Raw genomic sequence first — 12790 nt, forward strand, 5'->3', positions numbered from 1 at the left:
TAGGAGTACGCGCCCCACGACGCCGTCACCCGGTTCACGGGCGCGTCATCCGGAGCACGTCGAGGGCCTCGTCGAGCTGCTCCAGGGTGAGTGCGCCGCGCTCCACATAGCCCGATTCGAGGACGACTTCACGGATCGTGCGCCGTTCGGCGAGGGACTTCTTGGCGACCTTCGCGGCCTCCTCGTACCCGATGTACTTGTTGAGCGGGGTGACCACGGACGGCGACGACTCCGCGTACTCCCGGGCCCGTTCGGCGTTGGCGGTGATCCCGTCGACGGTGCGGTCCGCGAGCAGTCGGCTCGCGCTGGTCAGCAGCCGGATCGACTCCAGCAGATTCCGGGCGATCACCGGGAGCATCACATTGAGTTCGAAGTTCCCGGAGGCGCCGGCGACCGCGACGGCGGTGTCGTTGCCGGTGACCTGGGCGGCGACCATGAGCACGGCCTCCGGGATCACCGGGTTGACCTTGCCGGGCATGATCGAGGAACCGGGCTGGAGGTCGGGGAGGTTGATCTCGGCGAGGCCGGTGCGGGGGCCGCTGGCCATCCAGCGCAGATCGTTGCAGATCTTGGTGAGGGAGACGGCGACGGTACGGAGCTGTCCTGAGGTCTCCACCAGCGCGTCCCGGGCGCCCTGCGCCTCGAAGTGGTCGCGGGCCTCGGTCAGGGGGAGTCTGGTGGCGCGGGCGACCTCGGCGATGACGGCGGCGGAGAAGCCGGGCGGGGTGTTGATGCCGGTGCCCACCGCCGTACCGCCGAGGGGGAGTTCGGCGAGTCGGGGCAGGGCGGATTCGAGCCGCTCGATCCCGTACCGGATCTGCGCGGCGTAGCCGCCGAACTCCTGGCCCAGGGTGACGGGGGTGGCGTCCATCAGATGCGTACGGCCCGATTTGACGACCTCCGCGAAGGCGGCGGACTTGCGCTCCAGGGCGGTGGCCAGGTGGTCGAGGGCCGGGATCAGCTCACCCGTCACGGCTGCGGTGGCCGCGATGTGGATCGAGGAGGGGAAGACGTCGTTGGACGACTGGGAGGCGTTCACCTGGTCGTTGGGGTGGACCGGGCGGCCCAGTCGTTCGGTCGCGAGGGTGGCGAGCACCTCATTGACATTCATGTTCGAGGAGGTACCGGAGCCCGTCTGGAAGACGTCCACCGGGAAGTGTTCGTCCCAGCGGCCGGCCGCGACCTCGTCGGCGGCGACGGCGATCGCGTCCGCCACGTCCCGGTCGATCACACCCAGCTCGGCGTTGACGCGGGCGGCGGCGGCCTTGATCCGGGCCAGGGCCGCGATGTGCGCCGGTTCGAGCCGCTGACCCGAGACCGGGAAGTTCTCCACCGCCCGCTGCGTCTGGGCCCGCCATTTGGCGTGCGCGGGGACGCGCACCTCGCCCATGGAGTCGTGCTCGATGCGGTGGTCGTCGGCGTCGGCGGCGGCATTGGACATCGGGTTCGTGCCTCCTGGCTGGGTCCGCGCGGGGCCCACGCCCCACGAGAAGTTGAGCATTTGTCTTGTCACAGCTATTCCCAAGTGCGCTACCGGCCAGTAAATACCCCTGATAACCACGATTCCGGGAGGCACAGTGAGACGCACGAGGTTCAGGTTCCACCGCACGGTCGCGGTCGGAGCCGCGCTGGCGGCAGGTCTCTTAGGGCTGGCGGCACCGGGCGCCGCCGCCGACCAGGCCCGTACGGCCGCCGTCGCGCCTACCGCCGCACCGCTCCCGCCGGCGCTGGAGACCATCCGGGCCGCCGAGGCCGTCAAGCTCTACGGCAGCCCCGCGGAACGCCCGCTGGCCCAGCGCAAGACCGGACTGATCTCGCTGGGCGACAGCGAGATATCCGGTGAGGGCGTCGGCACGTACGAACCCGGTACGGACGGTCCCGACAACTGGTGTCATCGCTCACCGGACGCGGCCATCCACCGCACGGGAATCGCGGCCGACGTCACCTACAACGTCTCCTGCTCCGGCGCGTACACCGGCAACATCCGCATCGGCGGCAGCAAGCAGTACGCCGACGAACTGGTGCAGAGCGACAACCTCGCCATCAAGGCGCGCAACACCCGCCTCAAGATGGTGCTGCTGGTGGCCGGCGCCAACGACGACCTCCAGTTCGGTCCGGTGATGACCGACTGCGTCGTCCGCTACGTCACCCTCCAGGGTCCGTGCGAGACGAAGTACGCGGCCGGCTGGCAGGCGCGGGTCGACCGGCTCGTCCCCAAGGTCGAGGGGACCATCCGCGATCTGCGCACGGTGATGCGGGACGCGGGGTACGCCGACGCCGACTACAAGCTCGTCGTCATGGGTTACCCGAGCCCGATCGGACCCGACTTCCGGGACAACCCGAACTTCCCCGGGAAGCTGATTTGCGGCGGCCTCGGCTACGACTCCGACACCGTCTGGGGCCGGAACACGGCCGTCCCGGTCTTCCAGCAGGGCATCCGGCAGGCCGCCCGGACCACCGGCGCCACCTACCTCGACAACTCGCGGCTCTTCCACGGCCACGAGGTCTGTAGCGAGAACACCTGGGCCCGGGGCCTCTTCATCGACCTCGGTCACTTCCCGCCGGACGCCAACTCGGTCCGCCAGTCCTTCCACCCCAACGCACGGGGACACGAGGCATTCGCGACCTGTCTGACCGGGATGTACGCCTCCGGGGCGCGTGAGGCGAGCTGCGCGGACGTGGCGTCGTCCGGCCGCCCGGCACTCGTCACGGGTGCGTGGGACGACCTCTACCGCCCGCTGCGGAACGAGGCGACGGGCCAGTGCCCGGACGTCACCGGCGCGGTCACCAAGAACGGGACCGCGGTGACCGGCTGGGACTGCCACGGCGGCCGTAACCAGGACTGGTGGTACGACGCCGGAAAGGGCTCCCTGCACACCGAACTGACCCAGGACCGCTGCCTGGACGTACCGGGCTCGGAGTACCGGGCGGGCGCCGCCCTGGTCATCTGGGACTGCTCGGGCGCGCGGAACCAGAATTTCGTGAAGACGGCGGGCACGCTGCGGCCGGTGGACGCGCAGAGCCTGTGCGTCACCCAGGGCGCGGCCCGTGAGGCGCTGAAGCTCCAGCCGTGCTCGGGGGCGGCGAACCAGCGGTTCGCGTAGCCACGGGTCGCCTCCGGCGCGGTCGGTGGCTTCTCGGCTCCCCGGGGTGATTCGGCGCGGTGCCGGGCGCGCCGCCGTCGGTCCCGCACACCCTGCGGGCGTGTCCTCAATCGCCGGACGGGCTGAATTCCAGCCCGTCCGGCGTCCGGGGGAGCAAAAATCAGCCCGTCCGGCGATTGAGGACCGGGGGTCCGGGGGCGGAGCCCCCGGTTACGGGAAGGGGCGGGGTGGGGAGAAGGCCCCCCGCCGAGGGGCTACGCGAGCCCCGGCCCCCGCACCGGGATCGACGTGAAGGTGGGCGCCGGCGCGGGCTCCGTGAAGAAGTCGTTCCCCTTGTCGTCCACGACGACGAACGCCGGGAAGTCCTCCACCTCGATCCGCCACACCGCCTCCATCCCCAGCTCCTCGTACTCCACGACCTCGACCTTCTTGATGCAGTCCTGCGCCAGCCGGGCCGCCGGGCCACCGATCGACCCCAGGTAGAACCCGCCGTGCGCCCCGCACGCGTCGGTGACCTGCTTGCTCCGGTTCCCCTTCGCCAGCATCACCTTGGAGCCGCCCGCCGCCTGGAACTGCTCCACGTACGAGTCCATCCGACCGGCCGTGGTCGGGCCGAAGGAGCCCGACGCATAACCCTCGGGGGTCTTCGCGGGACCGGCGTAGTACACCGGGTGGTCCTTGAGGTACTGGGGCATCTCTTCGCCCGCGTCCAGCCGTTCCTTGATCTTCGCGTGGGCGATGTCGCGCGCCACGACCAGCGGACCGGTGAGCGAGAGCCGCGTCTTGACGGGGTACTTCGTCAGCTCGGCGAGCACGTCGTCCATCGGGCGGTTCAGATCGACGCGGACCACGGCGTCGTCGGAGAGGTGCTCGTCCGTGGTGTCGGGCAGGAACCGCGCCGGGTCCTTCTCCAACTGCTCCAGGAAGACGCCCTCAGCGGTGATCTTCGCCCTGGCCTGGCGGTCGGCCGAGCAGGAGACCGCGATGGCCACCGGCAGCGACGCCCCGTGGCGGGGGAGCCGCACCACGCGGACGTCGTGGCAGAAGTACTTGCCGCCGAACTGGGCGCCGATCCCGATCTTCTGGGTCAGCTCGAAGACCTTCGCCTCCAGCTCCGTGTCCCGGAAGCCGTGACCGGTGGGGGAACCCTCGGTCGGCAGCTCGTCCAGGTAGTGCGCGGAGGCGTACTTCGCGGTCTTCAGCGCGAACTCGGCGGATGTGCCGCCGACGACGATCGCCAGGTGGTACGGCGGGCACGCGGCCGTGCCGAGCGAACGGATCTTCTCCTCCAGGAACCGCATCATGGAGGCTTCGTTCAGGACGGCCTTGGTCTCCTGGTAGAGGAAGGACTTGTTGGCGGAGCCGCCGCCCTTGGCCATGAAGAGGAACTTGTAGGCGCCGCCGTCGGTCGCGTACAGCTCGATCTGCGCGGGGAGGTTGGAGCCGGTGTTCTTCTCGTCCCACATGGTGAGCGGGGCCATCTGCGAGTAGCGCAGATTGAGCTTGGTGTACGCGTCGAAGACGCCGTGCGAGAGCGCCTCCTCGTCACCGCCCGCCGTAAGGACGTTCTGGCCGCGCTTGCCCATCACGATCGCCGTGCCGGTGTCCTGGCACATCGGCAGCACGCCGGCCGCCGCGATGTTCGCGTTCCTGAGCAGGTCGAGCGCGACGAACTTGTCGTTGGACGACGCCTCCGGGTCGTCCACGATCCGCCGTAGCTGCGCCAGATGCGCGGGCCGCAGGTAGTGCGAGATGTCGTGCATGGCCTCGGCGGCGAGCGTACGCAGCGCCTCCGGCTCGACCTTGAGGAACGTACGCCCGTCGGCCTCGACGGTGGAGACACCGTCGGCGGTCACCAGCCGGTAGGGCGTGGTGTCCTCTCCGAGCGGCAGCAGATCGGAGTACGTGAACGCAGGGGACATTACGGCGATTCCTCACTCGGCGGTCGTGCGCGGACAGCGGCGCGCCCTCCAGCGTAGAACGCCCCCGTTCGGCCGGGGTGGTGAGGTAAGACTCAGTAGAAGGGGGCGCCCGGGGGGCGATAGACCGTGTTGCCCCTAGTCGCGATCTATCGCGTTTCGCTACCCTGACTCCGTGGACCTCGAAAAAAACCCCCAGAAGCCCGTCGTCCCAGCGGAGCCCGGCGCCCCTGTTCGTGCTTCCGATGCCATCCGTGCGTCCGATGCCGACCGTGATCGGATCGCCGACATCCTCCGGGACGCCCTGGCGGAGGGTCGGTTGGACGCCGAGGAGCACTCCGACCGGATCGACGCCGTCTACCGGGCCAAGACCGTCGGCGAACTCCAGCCGATCGTGCGGGACCTGCCACCGTCCCGGAAGGGCCGAGAGTCCGGCGATCCCTCGTACGGGGCCGAGCCGGGTACGGAGGACGCGGAGAAGCTGGTCGCCGTGTTCTCCTCGTCCATCCGCCGCGGGCGCTGGCGGGTGGGGCGCCGCACCAGCGCCTTCGCGCTCTTCGGCAATATCGAGATCGATCTGACCGAGGCGCTGTTCGAGCAACGGCTGACGGTGATCGACGCGACCTCGATCTTCGGCAATGTCGAGGTGCGGGTCCCGGAAAACATCACCCTGCGCGGCAGCGGAAACGGCGTCTTCGGCAACTTCGAGGTGCGCACCCTGCAGTCACCCGACCCCGACGCTCCCGTGGTCGTCGTCAACGGCTACTCGGTTTTCGGCAATGTCGAGGCCAAACCGCGACGCGGCCGCCGCGTCTCCGACCTCCATCGTCGCCTGCGCAAATATCTGGGCTGACGGCTCCGCCCCGGAGCGCTTTCCGGACGGGTGCGCCCGGGGTGCCGTCCCGTATTCCGGACCCGGGCGCCACTCAGTGCATAGGAGTGCGCACAGCGGGTAGGGACAGACGCATCGTCTCTCGCTCGCGAAGCCGTCGTCAGGAGTAGACCGTGCTGCAACCGCCTCACCAGTCCTTGCAGGTGGCCGCCGTTCCGACCCAGCGTGTTCCCGTTCGGGAGGACCAGGACGGACCCTGGCACGCGGAGGCGGTGTGCCGTCGGGATGAGGCCGGGCTCTTCTTCGCCCCCTCCAAGGAGCCGACGGCCGCGAGACTGTCGCGTGAGGAGGCCGCGAAGCGGGTCTGCGCCCGCTGCCCGGTGATGGTCGAGTGCCGGGAGCACGCCCTGCTCCAGCCCGAGCCGTACGGGGTGTGGGGCGGGCTCACAGCGGCGGAGCGGCGGGTGGTGCTGGCGCGGCGGCGGCGCCGGGACGTCGACGTCAAGAAGTCCCAGTCGGCGGCCTGACGCGGCGCCGAGCGGTCTGGCGCGCACCGTGCGGCGGACGGATGAAGGGGTCGCCCCCCGCACAGGGGCGACCCCTTCCGTATGCCTGCGGCTCGCGCCGTGGCATGGCTTCCGTGCCCGGTCGGACGGGGGGCCGCGATCCGGCCCCCCGCCACGAAGTCGGCGATTTCCCGATTCCCCGATTCCTCGATCCGGGTCCGTCGGTCCGTCGACGACCGGGCTCTCGCGCCTACTGCGCGCGGTCGAAGTCCACCTGACTGTACGCGCGCAGCTTCGACAGCTTGTGCGTCGAGTCGATCTGCCGGATCGTCCCCGACTTGGAGCGCATCACCAGGGACTGCGTGGTCGCCGTCTCCGCGCGGTAGCGCACCCCGCGCAGCAGCTCGCCGTCGGTGATGCCGGTCGCGACGAAGAAGACGTTATCGCCCCTGACCAGGTCGTCCGTGGACAGTACCCGGTCCAGGTCGTGGCCCGCGTCGAGGGCCCGCTGGCGCTCCGCCTCGTCCTTGGGCCACAGCTTGCCCTGGATCGTGCCGCCGAGGCACTTGATCGCGCAGGCGGTGATGATGCCCTCCGGCGTACCGCCGACGCCCATGAGCATGTCGACGCCCGTGCCTTCGCGTACGGCCATGATCGCGCCGGCGACATCACCGTCCGAGATGAACTTGATCCGTGCGCCGGTCTCCCGGATCTCCTTGATCGTCGACTCATGGCGCGGCCGGTCCAGGATGACGACCGTCACGTCCTCGGGGGAGGAGTTCTTGGCCCGGGCGACGCGGCGGATGTTGACCGCGACGGGTGCGTTGATGTCGACGAAGTCGGCGGCCTCGGGGCCGGTGACCAGCTTGTCCATGTAGAAGACGGCCGAGGGGTCGAACATCGCGCCCCGGTCGGCCACCGCCAGGACCGCGATGGCGTTCGGCATCCCCTTCGCGGTCAGCGTCGTGCCGTCGATCGGGTCGACCGCGATATCGCACTCGGCGCCGGTGCCGTCACCGATGCGCTCGCCGTTGAAGAGCATCGGCGCTTCGTCCTTCTCACCCTCACCGATGACGACGACGCCGTTCATCGAGACGGTGTGGACGAGGGTGCGCATGGCCTTGACGGCCGCGCCGTCGGCGCCGTTCTTGTCACCGCGCCCCACCCAGCGGCCGGCCGCCATGGCGGCGGCCTCGGTGACCCTGACCAACTCCAGGGCGAGGTTGCGGTCGGGGGCCTCGGGCGAGACCTCCAATTGGGACGGCAGGCTGTGCTCGGTCATCGGAGCGCACCTTTCTGTACGACGACGGCCAGGGCGCGGCCGGGAACGAGGGTCTGTTCCGGGGGTCCCGAGGAGGTGACCCCCGGAATGACAACAGTATCGGTAGACCGCCAGAATGAGCAGCGGGGCCCACGTTTGAGCGCACGACCCGGATGCGAGGATATGGGGCGTGGCAGGTATGCGAGGCAGACAGACAGTGCGGGACATGATGCTGTCGATGGCGGCCATCGGGGCCGTCGTCGCGGTGATCTATGTATCCCTTCCGCGTGACGACAAGGCGGACCCCATCCCGCCGGTGGACTACCGGCTGGAGCTGGTGACCGCGCAGCGGGCCGCCCCCTATCCGGTGGCCGCGCCCCAGGGGCTGGAGAAGGGGTGGAAGCCCACCTCGGTCTCGTACCGCGGCATCGAGGGCAGCGCCTGGCACCTCGGCTTCCTCGATCCGGACCGGGAGTACGTCGCGGTCGAGCAGTCGACCCAGCCCCAGCGCAAGTACGTCCCGAAGGTCACCCACCAGGCGGTGGACACCGGCCGGACGCAGCAGGTGAACGGCCAGGTCTGGCAGCGCTGGGAGGGCGAGAAGTACGACGCCCTGGTCCGCGTGGACAAGGGCTCGACGACCGTGGTGACCGGGACGGCGTCGATGGAGCGGCTGACGCAGATGGCGGCGGCGCTCAAGAGCGATCTGGCGCTGAAGCGCACCTGAGGTCCCCCCAGCCGACGAACGAAACGAGGGGCCGCCGCACCTTTCCTGGTGCGGCGGCCCCTCGTCCATGGTGCGGCGCGGTCAGACGGTGGTCACCACGTCGTCGTACGCGAGGCGCGGCAGGCGCGGGAACTCGGCGTCCGCGCTGGGCCGGCCGATGTTCACGATCATCAGCGGGGTGTGGTCGGCGTCCAGGAACTCCTTCTGGACGGCGGCGTAGTCGAAGCCGCTCATCGGGCCGGCCGCGAGGCCGGCGGCGCGGACGCCCACGATGAAGTAGGCGGCCTGGAGCGAGGCGTTGAGGCTCGCGGAGTTCTCGCGGACCGGGCGCTCGGCGAAGAACGCGTCCTTGGCCTGCGGGAAGTGCGGGAGGAGCTGCGGCAGCTCCTCGTGGAACTCGTTGTCCGCCGCGAGGATGGCGACGAGCGGGGCGGTGGCCGTCTTGGCCTGGTTGCCCTCCATCATGTGCGGCACCAGCCGCGCGCGGGCCTCGGCGGAGCGCACGAGGATGACGCGCAGGGGGTTCTGGTTGAAGGCGGTCGGCCCGAACTTGACCAGGTCGTAGATCGCCTGGACCTGCTCGTCGGTCACCGGCTCGTCGGTGAACGCGCTGATGGTACGGGCCTCACGGAAGAGGAGGTCCTGGGCGTGGGGGTCAAGGACGAGGGACATGCGGGCGCACCTTTCGGGGCGGGGGGACGGTACGACGAGACGTAACGCTAGCGGATTAGATTAAATTTCAACTAATCGGCTGGGGTGAGCCGACTCACAGCCGACTCACACCGGATCCGCCCCGCCGCATTCGCCCCGCCGCATCCGCTCCGTAACCTCCGCCGCACTCCCGGCCGGGGGCACTCGCCGCGCCCGCCGTGACGAGGCCCTGGGGGAGCCACGAGGGCCCCGGGGCCCCGGGGGAGCCACGACCGTCTCCGCGCCGCCAAGCCCCCGTGGCCGTCTTCGCGTCACCAAGGCACCTGGTGACCGTCACCGTGTCACCGTCTTCCCCCGCGACGTCTCCGTGCCGCGGGCCCCGCCCCGGCCACGCCACGCACGGTCCGCCGCCCGCGACCGGCCCCTCACCGGCTCAGCCCCCTCGGTCAGCCCCCGGATCGGTCAGCTTCCGGACTTGTCCGCGGCCCGTCCCGGGTCCGCGCCGGTGTCGTCATCGGGGGCCGCGAGCGCCGCGTCCAGCCGGGCGCGGGCGCCCTCCAGCCAGCGGCGGCAGACCTTGGCCAACTCCTCGCCGCGCTCCCAGAGCGCGAGCGACTCCTCCAGCGTCGTGCCGCCCGCCTCCAGGCGGCGTACGACCTCGATCAACTCGTCCCGCGCCTGCTCATAGCCGAGCGCCGTCTCGTCCGTCGTGCCGCCCATGTCATCCATTCCTTCCGTACTCACTTCGCTCCGTGCCCACCGGGCTCCCTCGACCGACCACCCGCTCACTCCTCCGCGACGGCCTCCGCGGCGGTCTCGGCGGGCTCGGTCACCCGGACGGCGAATTCGCCGCCCGCCACCCGCGCCCGCAGCTCGTCACCCGGCGTCACCTCGTCCGGCGAGCGGACGACACCGCCGTCGGCCGTCCGCAGCACCGCGTAACCCCGCTCCAGGGTCGCTGCGGGCGACAGCGAGACCACCCGGGCCCGGGTGTGCGCCAGCTCCGAATCGGCGCGGTCCAGTAGATGCCCCAGCACCCGCCGACTCCGCGCCACCAGCGCGTCGACCTCCGCCGCACGCTCCTCCACCATCCGGTGCGGGCGCTCCATGGCGGACCGCGCCAGCGCCTGGGCGAGCCCCCGCTCCTCCCGGTCGAGGGTGGCCCGGACCGTACGCAGCGCGCGGTCCCGGAGGCCGCGCACCCGCTCCAGCTCCTCGCCCACGTCCGGTACGACCTTCTTCGCGGCGTCCGTCGGTGTCGAGGCCCGCAGATCGGCGACCAGATCGAGCAGCGGGGAGTCCGGTTCGTGCCCGATCGCCGAGACCACCGGCGTACGGCACGCGGAGACCGCGCGCACCAACTGCTCGTCCGAGAACGGCAGCAGATCCTCCACGCTGCCGCCACCGCGCGCCACGATGATCACATCCACGTCCGGCAGACCGTCCAGCTCCTGGACCGCCGCCACGACCTGGGGCACCGCGTGCACGCCCTGCACCGCGACATTGCGCACCTCGAACCGGACGGCGGGCCAGCGGCGGCGCGCGTTCTCCAGCACATCGCGCTCGGCCGCCGAAGCCCGGCCGCAGACCAGCCCCACCCGGTGCGGCAGGAACGGCAGCAGCTTTTTCCGATCGGCGGCGAACAGGCCCTCGGCCCCCAGGCTCCGCTTCAGCGCCTCCAGCCGCGCGAGCAGCTCGCCGACGCCCACCGGCCGTATCTCCACGGCCCGCAGGGAGAGCTGGCCCCGGGGCGCGTACCACTCGGGCTTGGCGTGCGCGACGACCCGCGCGCCCTCCGTCACGACATCGGCCACCGCGTCGAAGACCTGCCGGTAGCAGGTGACGCTCACGGAGATGTCGTACGACGGGTCCCGCAGGGTCAGGAAGACGACGCCCTGGCCCGGTCTGCGCGAGAGCTGGGTGATCTGCCCCTCCACCCAGATCGCCCCGAGCCGATCGATCCAGCCGCCGATCAGCCGGGAGACCTCGCCGATGGGGAGCGGGGCTTCGGGGGACGTGTGGAGAGCCATACGAGCGAGCGTATCGGCCGGGTACGACAACGGGGCCCCGCGCGCCGCCCGGCTCCCGCCCGGCCTCAAGCCTGTCGCGATGGTCCCCCAGCCGGGCCCGCGACGCCCCAGGACATCTCCCGCCGTCCCGCCGTCCCAGCTCGCGCGCCCCGGGGCCCGTACTTCTCCCGCCGTCCCGCCCGGCCTTCTCCCGCCGTCCCGCCCGGCTCCGGCCCGGGCCGGGCGGGAGGGGTCCCCGTCCCGGCTCCGGCCCGCTAGGACTTCTCCCGCCGCCCTGCCCCCGAGTGCATCGCCAGCACCACCAGCCCCACGCCGAACCACAGCGCCCCCACCACCTGCGCCGTCGCCGACGCCTCCACCATCACCGCGATCAGCACCGCCGCGCCCAGCACCGGCACCACCAGATGGAGCGTCCAGTTCGGCGCGCCCCCCGCGCGCCGCACCACGAACCAGCCGATCACGCTCGCGTGCAGCAGGACGAAGGCCGTCAGCGCCCCGATGTCGACCACCGACACCAGATGGTCCAGACCGTCGTCCCGGCGTGCCGCCCACACCGCCGCCACCAGGTTCACCACGGCCGCCAGCAGCAGCGCGACCCGCGGCACCCCCGAGTCCGTACGGGCCAGTGCGTGCGGCAGCCGGCGTTCCCGGGCCATCGCGAAGAGCAGCCGGCCGGCCGCCGCCTGCCCCGCCAGCGCCGCGAAGGCCGCCCCGATCGCCTTGCTCGCCGCGATCAGATCGTGCAGCCAGTCACCGACCGAGGCGTCCACCGCGTCGTAGAAGGCCGAGCCCTGCTTGGCGGGGTCGGCCGCCAGCTCCGCCGACGACAGCGGCTCCAGCAGGGCCACGAGATAGGTCTGGACGATGAAGAGCACCCCCGCCAGGGCCAGGCAGAAGAGCACCGCCCGCGCGACCTTCCGGGAGCCCCCGGTCACCTCCTCCGCGAAGGAGGCGATGGCGTCGAACCCGAGATAGGAGAGCACGGCGATCGACACCGCGCCGAAGACCGCGGTCATGGAGAAGCCGACATCGCCGGTGAGCGGGGAGAGCCAGTCGCGGCGCGGCCCGTCCTGTGCGAGGACGACCACCGCCGACACCACGAACACCAGCAGCACCACGATCTCCATCGCCAGCACCGCGAAGCCGACCCGGGCCGCCGCCCGTACGCCCCACAGATTGAGCAGGGTGGTCACCACGACGGCGATACCCGTCCAGATCCACCGGTCCACCCCCGGGACCAGGGCCTCCATCGCGATGCCGGAGAAGAGGTAGGCGACGGCCGGGATGAGGAGGTAGTCCAGCATCGCCATCCATCCGGCGATGAAGCCGGGGCCCTCGCCGAGCCCCTTGCGTGCATAGGTGAAGACCGAGCCGGCCTGGGGCGCGACCCGGACCATCTGGGCGTAGCTGAGCGCGGTGAACGCCATCGCGATGGTGGCCACGAGGTAGACGAGCGCGACTGCGCCGTGCGCCTTCGCGTCCAGGGTCCCGTAGACACCGACGGGCGCCATGGGGGCGATGAAGAGCAGCCCGTAGACGACCAGATCCCGGAAGCCGAGCGTCCGCCGCAGCTCGCCGTCGGGCACACCACCGCCGTGGCCGCCGCTCCCGCCGCCGCCGTTCCCGCCCGTGCCACCGCCGTTGCCGGGGCCGCCTCCCGGGTCGCCCTCCGGCCCAGCCACACCCGCCGTACTCATCCCGGCCCTCCGTCCGTCGCGCCCGGCCGCCGCGCACCGTCCCCGGCCCAGGCCGGTCCGTCT

The 12790-nt window shown here is 71.3% G+C and carries 11 protein-coding genes; 4 read left to right on the top strand and 7 right to left on the bottom strand.

What is annotated here, in order from left to right:
- Positions 1-34 precede the first annotated feature (34 nt).
- On the bottom strand, positions 35-1441 hold the full coding sequence (locus ACH4S7_RS09550) for a class II fumarate hydratase (RefSeq protein ID WP_398520525.1): 1407 nt from the start codon (positions 1439-1441) through the stop codon (positions 35-37).
- Between the two features lie 136 nt (positions 1442-1577).
- Between ACH4S7_RS09550 and ACH4S7_RS09555 the strand changes: the two genes are divergently transcribed.
- Positions 1578-3104, top strand: a complete 1527-nt coding sequence (locus tag ACH4S7_RS09555; RefSeq protein WP_398520526.1) for a ricin-type beta-trefoil lectin domain protein — start codon at positions 1578-1580, stop codon at positions 3102-3104.
- 254 nt (positions 3105-3358) lie between these two features.
- On the opposite strand, the gene ACH4S7_RS09560 is transcribed toward ACH4S7_RS09555, so the two are convergent.
- The gene (locus ACH4S7_RS09560; protein ID WP_398520527.1) at positions 3359-5026 is read right to left on the bottom strand and encodes a fumarate hydratase; all 1668 of its coding nucleotides are present in this window, start codon (positions 5024-5026) and stop codon (positions 3359-3361) included.
- 172 nt (positions 5027-5198) lie between these two features.
- Here ACH4S7_RS09560 and ACH4S7_RS09565 point away from each other — a divergent pair, with 172 nt between their 5' ends.
- Positions 5199-5876, top strand: coding sequence for a DUF1707 domain-containing protein (locus tag ACH4S7_RS09565; protein WP_398520528.1), 678 nt, complete (start codon positions 5199-5201; stop codon positions 5874-5876).
- A gap of 152 nt (positions 5877-6028) precedes the next feature.
- Positions 6029-6382 carry a WhiB family transcriptional regulator gene (locus ACH4S7_RS09570; protein ID WP_398520529.1) on the top strand — a complete coding sequence of 118 codons (354 nt, stop codon included), beginning with the start codon at positions 6029-6031 and terminating at the stop codon, positions 6380-6382.
- Positions 6383-6611: 229 nt separating this feature from the next.
- On the opposite strand, the gene glpX is transcribed toward ACH4S7_RS09570, so the two are convergent.
- Positions 6612-7643 carry a class II fructose-bisphosphatase gene (glpX, locus tag ACH4S7_RS09575; protein WP_398520530.1) on the bottom strand — a complete coding sequence of 344 codons (1032 nt, stop codon included), beginning with the start codon at positions 7641-7643 and terminating at the stop codon, positions 6612-6614.
- A gap of 178 nt (positions 7644-7821) precedes the next feature.
- Here glpX and ACH4S7_RS09580 point away from each other — a divergent pair, with 178 nt between their 5' ends.
- Complete coding sequence (locus ACH4S7_RS09580; protein WP_398520726.1) at positions 7822-8349, top strand: DUF4245 domain-containing protein; 528 nt, start codon at positions 7822-7824, stop codon at positions 8347-8349.
- 81 nt (positions 8350-8430) lie between these two features.
- Here the strand turns inward: ACH4S7_RS09580 and ACH4S7_RS09585 are convergent, their stop codons facing one another.
- The 4 genes from ACH4S7_RS09585 to ACH4S7_RS09600 form a co-directional block, all read right to left on the bottom strand.
- Complete coding sequence (locus ACH4S7_RS09585; protein WP_398520531.1) at positions 8431-9021, bottom strand: malonic semialdehyde reductase; 591 nt, start codon at positions 9019-9021, stop codon at positions 8431-8433.
- Between the two features lie 441 nt (positions 9022-9462).
- Positions 9463-9720, bottom strand: coding sequence for an exodeoxyribonuclease VII small subunit (locus ACH4S7_RS09590; protein WP_398520532.1), 258 nt, complete (start codon positions 9718-9720; stop codon positions 9463-9465).
- Positions 9721-9785: 65 nt separating this feature from the next.
- Positions 9786-11030, bottom strand: a complete 1245-nt coding sequence (gene xseA, locus ACH4S7_RS09595; protein ID WP_398520533.1) for an exodeoxyribonuclease VII large subunit — start codon at positions 11028-11030, stop codon at positions 9786-9788.
- A 254-nt stretch (positions 11031-11284) separates the two neighbouring features.
- Positions 11285-12727, bottom strand: a complete 1443-nt coding sequence (locus ACH4S7_RS09600; protein ID WP_398520534.1) for an APC family permease — start codon at positions 12725-12727, stop codon at positions 11285-11287.
- Between the last annotated feature and the right edge of the window lie 63 nt (positions 12728-12790).

Origin of the sequence: Streptomyces sp. NPDC020965 (genome assembly GCF_044333555.1) — a bacterium.
Classification (GTDB): Bacteria; Actinomycetota; Actinomycetes; order Streptomycetales; family Streptomycetaceae; genus Streptomyces.